A 17,508-nucleotide genomic window follows, 5' to 3' on the forward strand; every position below is an offset into this window, starting at 1 on the left:
CATCTACGGCACGCCGGAGACGCTCGGCAGCGCTTTCCTGTCGGGCACCGATACGGAGAATGCCGACGAGATGGCCGCGGGCGAGATCGAAGGACGCGCACCGATCTGGCAGAGCAACTTCGTCATCGGCCCGAATGTCCGCTTCACCCGGACACCGGACAGCGCCTACCCGAAACGCAGCCCGAAATCGCCGCACATGCTCGAAATGGTGCAGATCAACGAGCCCCTCGCCGCGTTGACCGCGGACATGACAGAGGCCAACGCCTCAATGGAACGCCCCGAAATGACACAGACCTTCGATATCCCCACCGACTTCGCGACAGCGCGTGGCGCGCTCGCCTTGGCGCTGAAACTGCGCCGCGAGTTTTCCCAGCCGGAGGGCTGGCCTCAGGCGCAGATCGAAGCACCGCGCGCCGGCGCGCCGGCGGCAGCGCAGACGATGGAAGCGGAGCCTGTCCTGACGCCTGTCATCGAGACCGTGACCGTCGAGGCGGAGCCGCCCGCCATCGCGACCGTCGCACCCCGCGCCTTCAGCTTTGCGATCAACGACGCGCTCTTCTTCGAGACACTGCTGTCGAACCCGGATTTCGATCCGTCGCTCTCTCTCGTTCCCGCTCCAGCCATTCGCGAGGCCGCGGCTGTCGAGACGGTGCCCGAGCAGGCCGCCACCTCGCCCGAAACGCTTGCGCTTTCGACGCCACCCGTCACGCCGGCCATCGCGTTTCGCGCAAGCCCGGAATCCGTCACGGCGCTCTACCGCGTGATCGAGGTCGGCGCGACCAAGCCCCCGATCTTGCCGATCGCCGAAGACGTCGCGACGGTCGAAGCCGAGCCTGCGCCACATGCTGCCCCGGAGCCGGTTGCCGCCGAAGTCTCCGCCGTTCCCGAAGTTGCCGAGGCGGATGCGCCGGCTGCCTTCAAGCCGCGCATCCGCGCCGCGCAGGTTCTCGCCGGACGTCTGACCCCCTCTCTGCAACTGAGTGCCGCCGCCCGCGCCATCGATCTCTCGGTGTTGCCGGAGATGGAGGGCTATCAGCTGCCGCCGGTCGATCTTCTGCAGGAGCCGGTGTTCCAGCAGACCACCTCCATGAGCCAGGAAGCGCTGGAGCAGAGCGCCGGCCTGCTGGAAAGCGTGCTGGAGGACTTCGGCGTCCGCGGCGAGATCATCGATGTCCGGCCGGGCCCGGTCGTCACGCTTTATGAATTCGAGCCGGCACCGGGCGTCAAATCCTCGCGCGTCATCGGCCTCTCCGACGATATCGCCCGCTCCATGTCGGCCCTGTCGGCCCGTGTCGCGGTCGTTCCCGGCCGCAACGTCATCGGCATCGAGCTGCCCAATCCGGTGCGCGAAACGGTCTATTTCCGCGAGATGATCGAGTCCCACAGCTACGAGGAAACGAAGTTCAAGCTGCCGCTCTGCCTCGGCAAGACGATCGGCGGCGAGCCGGTCGTGGCGGAACTCGCCAAGATGCCGCACCTGCTCGTTGCGGGAACGACGGGTTCCGGCAAGTCGGTGGCGATCAACACGATGATCCTGTCGCTGCTCTACCGGCTGAAGCCCGAGGAATGCCGCCTGATCATGGTCGATCCGAAAATGCTGGAACTGTCGATCTACGACGGCATCCCGCATCTCCTGACGCCCGTCGTCACCGACCCGAAGAAGGCCGTCATGGCACTGAAGTGGGCGGTGCGGGAAATGGAAGACCGCTATCGCAAGATGTCGCGGCTCGGCGTGCGCAATATCGACGGCTATAACGGCCGCGCGGCCATCGCCCGCGCCAAGGGCGAAACGGTGTTCACGACGGTCCAGACCGGTTTCGACCGCGGCTCCGGCGAGCCGGTGTTCGAGGAGCAGGAACTCGATCTCGCGCCGATGCCCTATATCGTCATCATCGTCGACGAGATGGCCGACCTGATGATGGTGGCCGGCAAGGAGATCGAAGGCGCGATCCAGCGGCTCGCCCAGATGGCGCGTGCCGCCGGCATCCACCTGATCATGGCGACGCAGCGTCCCTCGGTCGATGTCATCACCGGCACGATCAAGGCCAACTTCCCGACCCGCATCTCCTTCCAGGTGACGTCGAAGATCGACAGCCGCACCATCCTGGGCGAGCAGGGTGCCGAACATCTGCTCGGACAGGGCGACATGCTGCACATGGTCGGCGGCGGACGCATCGCCCGTGTCCACGGGCCGTTCGTCTCCGACGAAGAGGTCGAGAAGGTCGTCACTCATCTGAAGGCCCAGGGCCGTCCCGAATATCTCGGCACCGTGACGGAGGATGCCGACGAGGTGGAAGAGGCTCCCGAAGAAGATACGGCCGTGTTCGACAAGTCCGGCATGGCCGAGGAAGACGGTCAGGACCTCTACGACAAGGCCGTGAAGGTGGTGCTGCGCGACAAGAAGTGCTCGACCTCCTACATCCAGCGCCGCCTCCAGATCGGCTATAACCGGGCCGCCTCCCTGGTGGAGCGCATGGAGCGCGAAGGCCTGGTCGGCGCGGCGAACCATGTCGGCAAGCGGTCGATCATTGCCGGCGGACGCGACGTCATGGAGCCCGTCGCCATCGAGCCCGCTATGATGGAAAGCGACGATTGAGAAACCGGGATGCGCCGCGGCATGGCAACATGCCTCGGCGCTCTCGCATCATGTCCTGTCAAAGCGCTGGAACCAAATTCTGCCAATTGGATTGAAGGAGATTGTTCAAGGCGCGAAATGGCGCGTGGGAGGTCGTATCATGATGAAAATTATCGTTTCTGCCGGCATGGCGCTGGCGATTGCAGCGGGCGGAACCGCAGGGTTTGCGGGCGTTGCCAACGCCCAGGGTGTCGAGCTGCGTGTCGGCCCGGACGGCATTCGTCCGGTCATTCGCGAGCCCCGTCGGGAGCGTGGTCGCGATCGCTGCGGCGAGCGTGAAGCCCGCGCCGCTGCCCGCGATTCCGGCCTGCGCGATCCCGAGGTCGTCCGCGTCACCGAACGTCGCGTCGTCGTCGAAGGCATGACCCGCCGCGGTCCGCAGCGCATCACGTTCGCCAACCGGGACGGCTGCCCTGAAATCTGAGCCGTCCATTCTGAAAAGCCACACCGAACAAAAGGGCTTCCGCGTCGCCGCGGAAGCCCTTTTTATTGACCTCGACGTCGATCCGTGAGGATCCGGATCAGTCGAGCAGTTCGGCCGGAACCTTGCCGCCGTTTTCCGACAGCTTCTGCAGCAGCGCTTTGTGCAGGAACATGTTCATCTTGCCGGAATCGTTCGCGTCGCCGGTATAATGCAGCTCCTGCGCCAGTTCCTTGCGTTCCGAAAGGCTCGCTTCCATGCCAAGCGCCTTCATCAGATCGACGATCGAGTGGCGCCAGTCGAGCTTCTGGCCCTTGGCGGCAACGGCCTTGTCGAGCATGGCTGCGACATCGACCGGACCGGATGCCGATGTGGCCGAAGGTGCCTGCGACGGCGCCGCTGCCGGGGTCCCGGACGTCGTGCCCGCCGTAGCCGTGCCTGCCGTTCCCGTCGGGGCAACCGGCGTGGCCGAGGGTGCCGTCGATGCGACGACGGGACCGGTGCCGGTCGGGTTGATGGTCGTGCCGGTCGGCGACGCGGGTGCAGCGGCCTTATCGTGATGGCCGAAGATCGCGTCCTTGATCTTATCGAAAATGCCCATTGGGAACGTCCTCCTGTGGTGGGGCGGCGCATTGCATGCGCACCGTCCTCAACGCTTTACCTATGCCGCAGGTTTCGTTCTCCAAGACCTCGCTCCGGAATGGCAACCGAAAGATGCGGGTTAACGCGCGTTTCCGGCACCCAGGCGTCGCGGAGGCCGCCTCACAGCCAGAAATTTCCCTTCAAATCATCGGCGTTTTGCTCTAAAGCGCGAGCAATTCCCTCTTCTGGAAACGAAAGTCGCAAGGCCATGGACAAGTTCGTCAAGCTCACCGGCGTCGCCGCTCCCCTGCCCGTCGTCAATGTCGACACGGACATGATCATTCCGAAGGATTACCTGAAGACGATCAAGCGCACCGGGCTCGGCACCGGCCTGTTCGCCGAGGCGCGCTACAACGAGGACGGCACGCCGAACGAAAGCTTCGTTCTGAACAAGCCCGCCTACAAAGATGCCAAGATCCTCGTTGCCGGCGACAATTTCGGCTGCGGCTCCTCGCGCGAACATGCGCCGTGGGCACTGCTCGACTTCGGCATCCGCTGCGTCATCTCGACGTCGTTTGCCGATATCTTCTACAACAACTGTTTCAAGAACGGCATCCTGCCGGTCGTCGTCAGCCCCGAAGACCTGGAAAAGCTGATGGACGATGCGAGCCGCGGCTCGAACGCCGTCCTCACCGTCGATCTCGAAAACCTGGAGATCACCGGCCCCGACGGCGGCAAGATCAGCTTCGAGCTCGACGCCTTCAAGCGTCATTGCATGCTGAACGGTCTCGACGATATCGGCCTGACGCTGGAAAAGGTCTCGGCCATCGATGGCTTCGAGAAGGCCAATGCCGTCGAGCGGCCCTGGGCTTGATGCCCGACGCTGAAGCACCGGAAACCCGTCGCCTGATCTCTTCCGGCTCGCCGTTCGAAAGAACGGCGGGCTATTCGCGTGCCGTGGTGCAGGGCGACTGGTGCTTCGTCTCGGGCACGACGGGCTATGACTACGCGACGATGACCATGCCCGACACGGTTGAAGAACAGGCCCGCAATTGCCTGAGGACCATCGACGGCGTCGTCCGGGAAGCCGGCTTCTCTTTGTCCGATGTCGTTCGCTGCCACTATTACATCACCGATGCCGCCTTCGCCGACCGGGTTTTCCCGATCCTCGGGGAAGCCTTCGGCGAGATCCGCCCGGCGGCCACCATGGTCGTCTGCAGCCTGATCCGCCCGGAAATGCTGATCGAGATCGAGGTCACGGCCCTTCGCCGCTGATCGCGACGCCAATGCCTAGCCCCAACGCAAGAACGCCCCGCTTTCGACGGGGCGTTCTCGTATCCGGTGATTCGATCGCTGACGGATCAGGCAGCCGTCGCGCGGCGGACGTCGTCGTCCGTCAGGATGCCCGAGGCCCGCAGCAGGGCTGCAAAGCGGCCGTTGGACTGGCTGAGTTCGTTGAACCCGCCCATTTCGACGATCCGGCCACGGTCCATGAAGACCACCAGGTCGGCTTCGCGAACCGTCGAGAGACGGTGTGCGATGATGAAGGTCGTGCGATCCTTGCGCAGGTTGTCGATGGCGTCCTTCACCCGGTTTTCGGTTTCCACGTCGAGCGCGGAGGTGGCTTCGTCCAGCACCAGGATCGGTGCGTTCTTCAGGATGGCACGAGCGATCGCGATCCGCTGGCGCTCGCCGCCGGAGAGGCGGTTGCCCCGTTCGCCGACCCGTGTGTCGTAACCCGTGTCGCGGCTTTCGATGAAGTCCGAAGCAGCGGCAGCTTCAGCGGCCTTCACGACCTCTTCGAGCGTGGCATCTTCGCGGCCCAGACGGATGTTGTCCGAAATGGACCGGTTGAGCAGGCCGGCATCCTGGAAGACGGTGGCGATCGAGGCACGCAGCGACTTGCGGGTCACCTTGGCAACATCGACGCCGTCGATCAGGACCTTGCCGGAGGCCGGTTCGTTTACACGCTGCAGCATGTTGATCAGCGTGGTCTTGCCGGAGCCGGTCGGGCCGACGATGGCGATGGTCTGGCCGGCTTTCACCTTGATGTTGATGTCGTGCAGGCCATCCGAAGTGCCCGGGAAGTGATAGGTCAGGTCACGGAACTCGACGTCGCCACGAACATGGTTCAGTTCACCGGCATCGGCAGGCTCTTCACGGTCACGAACCGAGTCTTCCAGGTTGAAGAAGTCTTCCAGCTTGGCGCGGGCTTCGAAGATCTGGTTGACGAAGTTCTTCATCTGGTCGAGACGGCCGATCAGAAGGTTCGCAAAGCCGATGAAGGCAACCACTTCGCCGACACCCAGTTCGCCGCGCTGGACGAGGATGGTGCCGATGACGAGGATCGTCATCATGGAGATCGTGGAAGCCATGCGGTTGAGGCCGCTGGCCAGCGCCCACCAGTCGAGGACCGGCAGCTGGACCGACATGAGCTTCTGCGTGAAGGCCTTCAGTTCGCGTGTTTCGGCTTCGATACGGTTGTAGCTGTGAACGACCGAGACATTGCTGATGGCGTCCGACACATGGCCGAACACGGTGTGATAGTGACCTTCGACCGCAGCCTGGCCGTCCTTTGTCTTCGCCATGACAAGCTTGCCGATGACGACATAGAGCGTGCCGAGAACGACGAGGACGATCGACAGGCGCCAGTCCATCGCAAAGGCGGTGGGAACCAGCAGCGTCAGCGCAACGGCCGTCGAGAGATGCTCGCGCATGAATTCGAGCCAGAGGCCGAACAGCGTTTCGCAAGCCCGCAGCAGCGTATGCAGCGCGTTCGACGTGCCACGCTGGCTGTGCCAGGACAGCGGCATGGAAATGATGCGGCTGAAGGCTTCCGTGATCAGCGTCGCGCGGCGCTGATGCGCCAGGCGGTCGGCCTCACGGGCAACCAGCACGAAAGCAATGGTGTTGAAGATGCCGAGCGTCGCCCACATGATCAGGGTCGACGTGACTTCCGTCTTGGAGGAGATCGCGTCGATGATGCGGCCGAACAGGATCGGCTCGGCGATCGTGATGCAGGCCAGGACGATATTGGCGACCACGATGGCGGAAACGCGAAGCTTGTGAGCGGCGAGATACTGGAGGGCTCTCGCATAGACCTGAAACAATGACACTATCTTATCCCTCGTGGGAAAACTCGTTGTCGCGCCAGACCGGCCAACCGGCCCGGCTTGATGGCGAACCGGTCAGAAGGCGTGCTTCTCCCTGTTCGATGACGCCACTATCGCAATCGCAACATGAATGGTCGCTGAACGGGGTATTCATGTTGCGTCGCAGCGAAATGGAGGCGGTGCATTCACCGCGCGCAACAGCCCTTCCGAGAGTGTCCGGGATTGGCTATCGTGTTGCGTCAGTGTCGCTGAACACGCTGCAGTCCGGGACTTCGATCGCTTGCAAGCACGGGACGAGAGAGGGCGTCGAATATGACATGCGCATGAAATCCGAAATTGAACTTCCGAATGGCAACCGATAGAAGTTATTCCGCGGTGCAGCAGAACCGCATGTCAAGGTGTAGGAGGCCAGCTTGTCCATCAAAAAGATTCTCGTTGCCAATCGATCGGAAATCGCGATCCGCGTGTTTCGGGCAGCCGACGAGCTGGGCCTGAAGACGGTGGCGATCTGGGCCGAAGAGGACAAGCTTGCCCTGCACCGCTTCAAGGCGGACGAAAGCTACCAGATCGGGCGGGGGCCCCATCTGGAGCGCGACCTCGGACCGATCGAAAGCTATCTCTCGATCGACGAGATCCTGCGGGTCGCCAAGCTCTCGGGCGCGGATGCGATCCATCCGGGTTACGGCCTGTTGTCGGAGAGCCCGGAATTCGTGGATGCCTGCAAGGAAGCCGGCATCATCTTCATCGGCCCGACGGGCGACACGATGCGCCGCCTCGGCAACAAGGTCGCCGCCCGCAATCTGGCCATCGAGATCGGCGTTCCCGTGGTCCCTGCCACCGAACCGCTGCCCGACGATATGGCGCAGGTGGCGCGCATGGCCGAGGAGATCGGCTATCCGATCATGCTCAAGGCCTCCTGGGGCGGCGGCGGGCGCGGCATGCGCGCCATCCGCGACCCGAAGGATCTTGCCCGCGAGGTGACGGAAGCCAAGCGCGAGGCGAAGGCCGCTTTCGGCAAGGACGAAGTCTATCTGGAAAAGCTGGTGGAGCGTGCGCGCCATGTGGAAAGCCAGGTTCTGGGCGACACCCACGGCAATGTCGTGCACCTGTTCGAGCGTGACTGTTCGGTTCAGCGCCGTAACCAGAAGGTCGTGGAGCGGGCGCCCGCCCCCTATCTGAACGAAGCGCAGCGCCAGGAGCTTGCAGCCTACTCGGTCAAGATCGCCCAGGCGACCAGCTACATCGGCGCCGGCACGGTCGAGTATCTGATGGATATGGACACCGGCAAGTTCTACTTCATCGAGGTGAACCCGCGCATCCAGGTCGAGCACACCGTGACCGAAGTCGTCACCGGCATCGACATCGTCAAGGCGCAGATCCACATTCTCGACGGCCATGCGATCGGGACGCCGGAATCGGGCGTGCCGAAGCAGGCGGACATCCGGCTGAACGGCAACGCGCTTCAGTGCCGCATCACCACGGAGGACCCCGAGCAGAACTTCATTCCCGACTATGGCCGTATCACCGGCTATCGCTCGGCGGCCGGCTTCGGCATCCGGCTCGATGGCGGCACGGCCTATACCGGCGCGGTCATCACCCGCTTCTACGATCCGCTGCTGGTCAAAGTGACTGTCTGGGCGCCGGGAGCGGCCGAGGCGATCACCCGCATGGAGCGCGCCCTGCGCGAATTCCGTATCCGCGGCGTGGCGACGAACCTCACCTTCCTCGAAGCCATCATCACGCATCCAAAATTCCGGGACAATTCCTATACGACGCGTTTCATCGATACGACGCCGGAGCTCTTCCAGCAGGTCAAGCGTCAGGACCGCGCATCGAAGCTGCTGACCTATCTCGCCGACGTCACCGTCAACGGCCATCCCGAAGCCAAGGGCCGGCCGCGCCCGCCGGCCGATGTCGCAAAGCCGGTCGTGCCCTACGTCAAGACCGACATCGTGCCCGGCACCAAGCAGAAGCTGGACGAACTCGGGCCGAAAAAATTCGCCGAATGGGTGCGCGCCGAAAAGCCCGTGCTGATGACCGACACCACCATGCGCGACGGCCACCAATCGCTGCTGGCGACCCGCATGCGCACCTACGACATCGTACGGATCGCCGGTACCTATGCGAAAGCCCTGCCGCAGTTGTTCTCGCTCGAATGCTGGGGCGGCGCGACCTTCGACGTCTCCATGCGCTTCCTGACCGAAGACCCGTGGGATCGGCTCGCCCGCATCCGCGAGGACGCGCCGAACCTGCTGCTGCAGATGCTGCTGCGCGGGGCGAACGGCGTCGGCTACAAGAACTATCCCGACAATGTCGTCAAATACTTCGTGCGCCAGGCCGCCCGCGAAGGCATCGACGTGTTCCGCGTGTTTGACTGCCTCAACTGGGTGGAGAACATGCGCGTGTCGATGGATGCCGTGAACGAGGAGAACCGCATCTGCGAGGCGGCGATCTGCTACACGGGCGACATTCTTAACTCTGCTCGCCCGAAATACGACCTGAAATACTACACGGCCCTTGCCGGCGAGCTGGAACGGGCCGGCGCCCACATGATCGCGCTGAAGGACATGGCCGGCCTGCTGAAGCCGGCGGCGGCCACGGTGCTGTTCAAGGCGCTGCGCGAGGCGACAGACCTGCCGATCCATTTCCACACGCACGACACCTCGGGCATTGCCGCGGCAACCGTGCTCGCCGCCGTGGATGCGGGCGTCGATGTGGTCGATGCCGCGATGGACGCGCTGTCCGGCAACACCTCTCAGCCCTGCCTCGGCTCGATCGTCGAAGCGCTGAAGGGCTCCGAGCGCGATCCGGGTCTCGATCCCGAAGCGATCCGCCGCATCTCCTTCTACTGGGAAGCCGTGCGCCACCAGTATGCGGCCTTCGAGAGCGATCTCAAGGGACCGGCATCGGAAGTCTATCTCCATGAAATGCCGGGCGGCCAGTTCACCAATCTCAAAGAACAGGCGCGCTCGCTGGGTCTGGAGACCAAGTGGCATCGGGTCGCCCAGACCTATGCCGACGTCAACCAGATGTTCGGCGACATCGTCAAGGTCACGCCGTCCTCCAAGGTGGTGGGCGACATGGCGCTGATGATGGTGAGCCAGGATCTCTCCGTTGCCGATGTCGAAAATCCGGCAAAGGACGTGTCCTTCCCGGAATCGGTCGTCTCCATGCTGAAGGGCGATCTCGGTCAGCCTCCGGGCGGGTGGCCGGAAGCGCTGCAGAAGAAAGCGCTGAAGGGCGAGGACGCCTATACCGATCGCCCGGGGTCGCTGCTGCCGGACGCCGATCTCGATGCCGAACGCCAGGAGGTCGAGGCCAAGATCGGCCGTCCGGTGTCGGATGCCGAGTTCGCCTCCTACCTCATGTATCCCAAGGTTTTCACCGACTACGCGCTGGCGGTCGAGACCTACGGTCCCGTCTCGGTGCTGCCGACGAATGCCTATTTCTACGGACTGACGACGGGCGAGGAGCTTCTACCCGAGATCGAGCGCGGCAAGGCGCTGGTCATCCAGCACCAGGCCAAGAGCGAGCCGGACGAGCAGGCCATGGTCAAGGTCTTCTTCGAGCTGAACGGCCAGGCCCGCATGATCAAGGTGCCCGACCGCAACCGCGCGGCGACCGCCGCCGTGCGCCGCAAGGCCGAAGCCGGCAACGTCGCCCATCTCGGCGCGCCGATGCCGGGCGTCGTCTCGACCGTCGCCATCTCCGCCGGCCAGACCGTCAAGGCCGGCGACGTGCTGCTCTCCATCGAAGCCATGAAGATGGAGACCGCGCTTCACGCCGAAAAGGACGGCACGATCGCCGAGGTGCTGGTGAAGGCCGGCGACCAGATCGACACGAAGGACTTGCTCGTCGTCTTCGGTTGAAGACTGCGACCCGATGACATCGAGAACACCGGCCGGCGACGGCCGGTGTTCTGCGTTCGAGCCGGTGTTCTGCGTTCGAGACCGGCTATCTCCAGGGTTTCGCGGGTCTCTGCTACAGAAATAGCGGCACGATCAGCGCGGTGACCAACGCGTTCAGCGCCATGGCAATGCCGGCAAAGAGGCCCGCCACCGGATCGACCTGAAAGGCACGGGCGGTACCGATGCCGTGGGACGCGAGACCCGCCGCAAAGCCGCGCGCCGCATAGTCGGTGATCCGCATGCGGTTCATCAAACCCGTGACGACGACCGCTCCGGTAATGCCGGTGAGGATGACGAAGACGGCGGTGAGGCCCGGATCGCCCCCGAGGCCTTTCGAAATCGCCATGGCGACGCCGGCCGTCGAGGATTTCGGCGCCATGGAGACGGTGAGGGCCTCGGGAAAGCCGAAGAGAGACCCGAGCGCGAGAACGCTGAGAACGGCGGTGACGCTGCCGGCGGCAAGCGCAGCCAGCATGGGCAGAAGATTGGCAACGACGAGCTTGATCTGCCGCACGAGCGGCACCGCCAGCGCGACCGTTGCCGGACCCAAGAGGAAGTGAATGAACTGCGCACCTTCGAAATAGGCGGGATAAGCGACGCCACCGAGCGTCAGACCCATGCCGATGACGATAACGGAGATCAGCACCGGATTGACCAGCGGATGTCCGTTCGCGCGGCGGGCAGCAGCATTGGCGAGCAGCCAGACGACGAGCGTCGCGGTCAGCCAGAACAGCGGCGTCGCCGAGAGATAGACCCAGAGGCTGGACGGCAGAAGGGGCACGCCCTGCGCCTGATCGGCCACCTGTCCGGAGAGGACCTGCGCCGAGAGCACCTGTTCGGATAAAGCTTGGGGAACCGTCAGCCTCTGCCCTGACGGCACTGCTGCCGGTATGCCCTCCATCGCCGTAAGGGCGGTCACGCTCATACCGATCATGGCTTGCGCCTCCACCTGTGCTCCAGATGCTTGGCCAATGTGAAGGCCCAGACGGTGACGACGAGCGTGACGATGGTGGAGACGAGGATGGCGGCAAGAATCGGCAGGCCCAAGGACATGACGAGATCGAGATGCTGGATGATGCCCACCCCCGCGGGCACGAACAAAATGCCGAGATTGGCCAGAAGCCCGTCTGCGACCTTGCCCGTGGATTGCTCCATGGCGGCTGCAGCCGGCAAGCGACGTGTCGCCAGCAGAAAGACCGCCAGCAGCGCCAGCCCGATGACGGGGCCCGGAACCTGCCCCCCGCTCGCATAGGACAGAACCTCGCCCACGAGTTGGAAGCCAAGCAGCCATGTGATGCCTTGGATCATGCCAGGTGTCTCCTCGGGTTCGGCACGCAAAACTTGCGCTGGATTCTGCTTGTGAACCGCCGCTCCCGAAAGCGTCAAGACGTCTGAAACGAGACGCGGCGACCTCAGTCTTTTCGCCGTCAATCAGATCATATTCGATGGACCCCTTTGCATATCTGTCAAAATTGTTTATGCACGTTCATACCGATTCATGCACGATTGGACGAGATGAATGTCGAGCGATCTGCTGTCGCGCGAAAGACAGGATGCAATCAGGATCGAGCTCCGCCAGTCCGGCCGGGTTCTGGCCGGCGACCTTGCGCGTCACTTCAAGGTCTCGGAGGACACGATCCGGCGTGACCTGCGCGACATGGCTGCGGCCGGCCTCTGCGAACGGGTCTATGGCGGTGCACTGGCCTTGCCGTCGGAACAGCCGTTTTCAGTGCGGACCGGCATCTCGCGCGGGCGCAAGCAGGCGCTGGCCGAGGCCGCCGTCACGCGCCTGAAGGACGGGATGACGGTGTTCGTCGATGCCGGATCGACCAATCTCGCCATCGTCCAGGCGCTCCCGCCGGGGCTCTCCCTCACTCTGGCCACCAACATGCCGGCCATCGCCACGGCCGCGCTGGAACATCCCCGGCTCGAGGTCATCACCATCGGCGGTCGGATCGACCGGCATGTCGGCGCGGCGATCGGCCGGCAGGCGGAGCGGGATCTGCAGATGCTGCGACCGGACCTCTGCATTCTCGGCGCCTGCGGCATCGACAGTGCGGCGGGCCTGACGGGCCTCGTCTATGACGACGTGGCCTTCAAGACGATCGCTGCGGCCCATGCGGCCGCCGTGCTCGTCGCCTGTACGACCGACAAGCTGGGCGCGGTCCATCCCTTCGTCATCGCCGCCCTCAACGACCGGATGACGCTGACGCTCGAGGCGGACGCGCCGGATGCGGTCACCGCCGGGCTTGAGACGACGGGCGTCACCATTCTGCAGGCGCAGCCGGTCGCCGGCTGATCCGCACACGGAACCAGAACGACACGATCCGGTCGCAGGCCGGAAGGAGACAGATGATGGACCACCACACCACCGCAGGCGCATCCGACGCCCCAAGAGAGATGGCCCCGCAGGGCTACATGCCGCGGATCCGGCTCGCCGTGTCCCTGCTGTTCCTCATGAACGGCTTCATGATGGGCAGCTGGGCGCCGAAAATCCCCGTACTGAAAGACCGTCTCGGCATCAGCGAGGGCATGCTCGGCCTGCTGATTCTCACCTTCGGCATCGGCTCGCTTCTGATGATGCCCATTGCAGGCGGCCTGATCTCCCGGCTCGGCTCGCAAAAAATCTCCAAGCTGATGGCGGCCTGCCTCGTGCCCGTCCTGCTCGTGCTCAGCCTGGTGCCGGGCCTGCCTCTCGCCTTCGTGGGCCTGTTTCTGTTCGGTGGCTTCATCGGCGCGATGGACGTGGCGATGAATGCCAATGCGGTGGCCGTGGAGAAGCGCATGCGGCGGGCGATCATGTCGTCCTGCCATGCCTATTGGAGCCTCGGCGCACTGGCCGGTGCGGCGCTCGGCGGCCCGGCGATCGCGCAGTTCGGCGAGATCATGCATGCGGTCCTCGTCACCATCGCCGGCTTTGCGATCCTTGCCATCGCCTGGCCGATGGTCATGGCCGACCATCCGCATCCCGAGGCGGAAACGGAGAAGCTGGCCCTGCCGCGCTCGCCGCTGCCCTGGCTGATCGGCATCGTCGCGTTGTTTTCGATGATCCCCGAGGGATCGGTCATCGACTGGAGCGCGCTCTACCTGCGCAACGAACTCGGCGCATCGGTCGCCTTGTCGGGCTACGGCTTTGCCGCCTTCTCCGCCACCATGGCAATCATGCGCTTTGCCGGCGATCATGTCCGTGATCGCTTCGGCGCGGTGAGGACGCTCCGGGTCTGCACCCTGCTTGCCCTCGTCGGGCTGGTGATGGCCGGGCTCGCACCCGATGCGACGGTCGCCATCATCGGCTTTGCACTCGCCGGCATCGGCATTTCCAACATGGTGCCGATCGCGTTTTCGGCAGCCGGCAATCTGCCGGGTCTGGCGCCCGGCATCGGCCTCTCGGTCGTGACCTTCATGGGCTATTCGGGCATTCTGTTTGCCCCGTCCCTCATCGGCTTCATTGCCGAGCATGTCGGCTTCTCGATCATCTTCACCTCCATCCCCGCATTGTTCATCGTCGTCCTCCTGCTGTCGGGCCATGCGGTTCATGCCGATGCGACGAAGGACTGAGTTGAAGCCAGGCAAGACGGCGGGTGCGCGTCATGAATTCGCCGCCAAGATCTGATGGAGGACGGGGGCTGCCATGGCCCCTTTTCGACCCTTGAGAGGCGCCGTCAGTTGACAGCGCGGCGATCCTCCTGCACCTCAGGGGCGCCGATCGACCGGGAATGCACGAGGCCCACCATGTCCATGTCCTTTGCCTTCGAACCCCAGCCACGCCGCGAAACGGTCGGGGTGGATGTCGGGGGTGTCCTCGTCGGCGGCGGCGCGCCCGTCGTCGTGCAGTCGATGACCAATACCGACACGGCCGACGTGGATGCGACGGTAGCGCAGGTGGCGGCCCTTCACCGCGCCGGCTCGGAACTCGTGCGCATCACCGTCGATCGCGACGAGAGCGCGGCCGCCGTGCCGCGTATTCGCGAGCGGCTGGAGCGCCTCGGCCTCGACGTGCCCCTGATCGGCGATTTCCATTACATCGGCCACAAGCTGCTCGCCGATCACCCGGCCTGCGCGGAGGCCCTGGCCAAATACCGGATCAATCCCGGCAATGTCGGCTTCAAGGAAAAGAAGGACCGGCAGTTCGGCGCCATCATCGAGCGGGCGATCGAATACGACAAACCCGTTCGCATCGGCGTCAACTGGGGTTCCCTCGACCAGGAGCTCCTGACCCGCCTGATGAACGACAATCAGGAAAAAGGCTTTCCGCTCACCGCGCAGCAGGTCATGCGCGAAACCATCGTGCAGTCGGCGCTGATTTCGGCGGAACTTGCCGAAGAGATCGGGTTGCCGCGCAACCGGATCATTCTCTCGGCTAAGGTTTCCAACGTTCAGGACCTCATTCCGACCTATGCCATGCTCTCGGTGCGCACCAATCACGCGCTCCATCTCGGCCTGACGGAAGCCGGCATGGGCTCCAAGGGCATCGTCGCCTCCTCCGCTTCGCTCGGCATTCTGATGCAGCAGGGCATCGGCGATACGATCCGCATTTCGCTGACGCCGGAGCCCGGCGGCGACCGCACCCGCGAGGTGCAGGTGGCGCAGGAACTCTTGCAGGTCATGGGCTTCCGCCAGTTTGTCCCCGTTGTCGCCGCCTGTCCGGGCTGCGGACGCACGACATCCACCGTGTTTCAGGAGCTCGCCCAGAAGATCCAGGACGACATCCGCCGCAATATGCCGGTCTGGCGCGAGAAATATCCGGGCGTCGAAGGCCTGAAAGTTGCCGTCATGGGCTGCATCGTCAATGGTCCCGGCGAAAGCAAGCACGCCGACATCGGTATTTCCCTTCCGGGAACCGGCGAACTCCCTGCGGCGCCGGTCTATATCGACGGCAAGAAGGCCCTGACCATCCGCGGCACCAACATCGCCGGCGATTTCGAAACGCTCGTTGGCGAATATATCGAAAAGCGCTTCGGCCAGGGCCAGGCCGCGGCGGAGTGAGGCGATACGCGCGATCCGGAGAGAACAGCGAGGGGATGACACCCTCCCGTTCACCTGCTGGCTGCGGTCCGGCTTCGTCACGCCCGCACCCTTGGGATTTGCCGGGCAATGTCGCCCGCGCCGTGCGCGACAAGCCGACAGCCAAGGCCGAGGGAGGACCATCTGGAGAAGCAAAGTGCCCCTCCAGACCTCGTCTATCCGGTCTACAGGATGAAAAAATCAGTCGTCAAAGTGACCGCATCGTCCAGGTGGATCGCGAAGTCGGCCTTCCGATCGCCGTTCACGTCGCCATAGACATAGGTATCCGAGGCCATCTTCTCGACCCGAAGTTCGCCGGCTTTGCCTGTGAAGGCCTTGCCGCCGATCAGCGTAAACGCGTTGTTTCCAGCAATCTTGGTGTTCGCATCGATCTGGGAGAGATCGATCTTGTCGCCGTCGGCACGCGAGAAGTCGAAGATCGTATCCCGGCCGGATGCCGCCACGGTCGAGTCCGAAAGCGCCTTGAACGCGAACATGTCCTTCCCCGCCCCGCCAGAGAGCGCGTCAGCCCCCGCGCCGCCGGACAGCGCATCGTTCCCTGCCCCACCGCTGAGCGCATTGGCATTGGCGTCGCCATAGAGCTTGTCGGCATATTTCGAGCCGGTCAGGTTCTCGACGGAGACATACACATCCCCTTTGGCCTCGTTGGTGCCGCTGATAGTCGTCGCCAGACTGGCCGTTACGCCGCTCGTTGCGTTTTCGTACGACGCCGTATCCCGCCCCGCGCCCCCAACAAGTTTATCCGAACCCAAGCCACCGATCAGGATATCGTTGCCCGCAAGTCCGAACAACGTATCGGCATAAGCGGTGCCCGTAACCGTGTCGTTCCCTGACAGCAGCAGCTTCAAACCATCCATTGCCGTGCCGTCGATCGTCTTGCTCAGCGCAACGGCCGAAAGACCGAGATCCGTCGCGGCAAAGAGAACCTTCCCATTCGTCACCTGGGTCAGCGCGTTCACGGTTCCGCTTTTCAGACCGTAGATCTCGCCATTCTCGATCTGGTAGGTCAGGTTTGTGCCCTTGACCTCCGTGTAATTGCGGCTGTCTCCATAGATCTTGAAACCACTGGCCGTCGGCGTCGACGCGTTATCGTAATCGAAGAAATCCAGCTCTTCGAACACGTTGAAGTCGAACCCCTTCCCTGCCCCAAGCGCACCAACAGTAATTTTTGCCATGTCCACACCTATGTTATCTGAGATTATTTGATCATAACAGTTTTCTAATATCTTATGAATGAACGATCTCTAAAACAACTCCGTTCCATTCGATGCTGTTGTTGATTTTTCCAGTCTTGCGACGATGCGGATTCGCCCAGCAGCCGGCTGCATGTTCGCTTCGGCTTGATCGTTTCGAACCGAAAAAAGTGAGAATCCGCGAGCTTCAAGTGAAGCAAGAGCGACAGAGTGAATGACCCAGTCTGTTCCACGCAACCCAAGTGCCGCGCCTTGACGCAATCAAAAGCTGAATAACCAGGCAGACGAACAGGTCACGATCGATGTCATTTCAAGCGCAAGATCTGGCGCCTTTAGAAATTGAGTGGTTCTAGCTGATACACAGCGTTCGCGCCGAAGACCGAGCCCCGTCGATCGCGAAGCGAACCATGACGGGAAAAAAGGCTGGAGCTGCCGTCAGATATCGATGCGCACAGGCAGAAAATGGCGGAGAGGGTGGGACTCTTCCCCAATTACAGCAAAACCAAAGGTTTCCGCCAATACACTGACAGATAAGCCCGATTACGATACTTCGAGCGATACATGGCGCGATACATTTTGGCAAGTCGACATTTTCGCTCGTCTTTTGGGCTCCGGTTTTGACTTGAAGATT

General features: G+C 63.2%; 13 protein-coding genes. 8 read left to right on the forward strand and 5 right to left on the reverse strand.

The features are described 5' to 3' along the window. Positions 1 to 70 precede the first annotated feature (70 nt). The gene (locus tag ASG39_RS18160; RefSeq protein ID WP_062596417.1) at positions 71 to 2,596 is read left to right on the forward strand and encodes a DNA translocase FtsK; all 2,526 of its coding nucleotides are present in this window, start codon (positions 71 to 73) and stop codon (positions 2,594 to 2,596) included. A gap of 139 nt (positions 2,597 to 2,735) precedes the next feature. Continuing rightward, positions 2,736 to 3,059: a hypothetical protein gene (locus ASG39_RS23470; protein WP_082477348.1), complete on the forward strand. Its 324-nt coding sequence runs from the start codon at positions 2,736 to 2,738 to the stop codon at positions 3,057 to 3,059. A 97-nt stretch (positions 3,060 to 3,156) separates the two neighbouring features. Here the strand turns inward: ASG39_RS23470 and ASG39_RS18170 are convergent, their stop codons facing one another. Continuing rightward, entirely contained in the window at positions 3,157 to 3,657 is a 501-nt protein-coding gene (locus ASG39_RS18170; protein ID WP_062596377.1) for a DUF3597 domain-containing protein, read from the reverse strand. Positions 3,658 to 3,906: 249 nt separating this feature from the next. Here ASG39_RS18170 and leuD point away from each other — a divergent pair, with 249 nt between their 5' ends. Continuing rightward, a complete protein-coding gene (gene leuD / locus ASG39_RS18175; RefSeq protein ID WP_062596378.1) occupies positions 3,907 to 4,512 on the forward strand; it encodes a 3-isopropylmalate dehydratase small subunit in 606 nt (201 codons plus the stop codon). Next, positions 4,512 to 4,913: a RidA family protein gene (locus ASG39_RS18180; RefSeq protein WP_062596379.1), complete on the forward strand. Its 402-nt coding sequence runs from the start codon at positions 4,512 to 4,514 to the stop codon at positions 4,911 to 4,913. Before leuD ends, ASG39_RS18180 begins: the two co-directional genes overlap by 1 nt. 86 nt (positions 4,914 to 4,999) lie before the next feature. On the opposite strand, the gene ASG39_RS18185 is transcribed toward ASG39_RS18180, so the two are convergent. Then, the gene (locus tag ASG39_RS18185) at positions 5,000 to 6,754 is read right to left on the reverse strand and encodes a glucan ABC transporter ATP-binding protein/ permease (RefSeq protein WP_062596380.1); all 1,755 of its coding nucleotides are present in this window, start codon (positions 6,752 to 6,754) and stop codon (positions 5,000 to 5,002) included. A gap of 410 nt (positions 6,755 to 7,164) precedes the next feature. Here ASG39_RS18185 and pyc point away from each other — a divergent pair, with 410 nt between their 5' ends. Beyond that, a complete protein-coding gene (gene pyc, locus ASG39_RS18190) occupies positions 7,165 to 10,620 on the forward strand; it encodes a pyruvate carboxylase (RefSeq protein ID WP_062596381.1) in 3,456 nt (1,151 codons plus the stop codon). 112 nt (positions 10,621 to 10,732) lie between these two features. On the opposite strand, the gene ASG39_RS18195 is transcribed toward pyc, so the two are convergent. Both ASG39_RS18195 and ASG39_RS18200 read right to left on the reverse strand, forming a co-directional pair. Continuing rightward, the gene (locus ASG39_RS18195; protein WP_062596418.1) at positions 10,733 to 11,440 is read right to left on the reverse strand and encodes an LrgB family protein; all 708 of its coding nucleotides are present in this window, start codon (positions 11,438 to 11,440) and stop codon (positions 10,733 to 10,735) included. Between the two features lie 149 nt (positions 11,441 to 11,589). Beyond that, entirely contained in the window at positions 11,590 to 11,967 is a 378-nt protein-coding gene (locus ASG39_RS18200; RefSeq protein WP_062596382.1) for a CidA/LrgA family protein, read from the reverse strand. A 211-nt stretch (positions 11,968 to 12,178) separates the two neighbouring features. Here ASG39_RS18200 and ASG39_RS18205 point away from each other — a divergent pair, with 211 nt between their 5' ends. The 3 genes from ASG39_RS18205 (at position 12,179) to ispG (ending at position 15,645) form a co-directional block, all read left to right on the forward strand. After that, positions 12,179 to 12,958, forward strand: a complete 780-nt coding sequence (locus tag ASG39_RS18205) for a DeoR/GlpR family DNA-binding transcription regulator (protein ID WP_062596383.1) — start codon at positions 12,179 to 12,181, stop codon at positions 12,956 to 12,958. Between the two features lie 56 nt (positions 12,959 to 13,014). Then, complete coding sequence (locus ASG39_RS18210) at positions 13,015 to 14,217, forward strand: MFS transporter (RefSeq protein WP_062596419.1); 1,203 nt, start codon at positions 13,015 to 13,017, stop codon at positions 14,215 to 14,217. Between the two features lie 174 nt (positions 14,218 to 14,391). Further along, positions 14,392 to 15,645: a flavodoxin-dependent (E)-4-hydroxy-3-methylbut-2-enyl-diphosphate synthase gene (ispG, locus tag ASG39_RS18215; protein WP_062596384.1), complete on the forward strand. Its 1,254-nt coding sequence runs from the start codon at positions 14,392 to 14,394 to the stop codon at positions 15,643 to 15,645. Positions 15,646 to 15,848: 203 nt separating this feature from the next. Here the strand turns inward: ispG and ASG39_RS18220 are convergent, their stop codons facing one another. After that, positions 15,849 to 16,859 (reverse strand): hypothetical protein, encoded by a 1,011-nt coding sequence (locus ASG39_RS18220; protein ID WP_082477349.1) that lies wholly within the window; start codon positions 16,857 to 16,859, stop codon positions 15,849 to 15,851. Between the last annotated feature and the right edge of the window lie 649 nt (positions 16,860 to 17,508).

It is taken from the genome of Rhizobium sp. Leaf371, from assembly GCF_001424045.1.
GTDB lineage: Bacteria > Pseudomonadota > Alphaproteobacteria > Rhizobiales > Rhizobiaceae > Ferranicluibacter.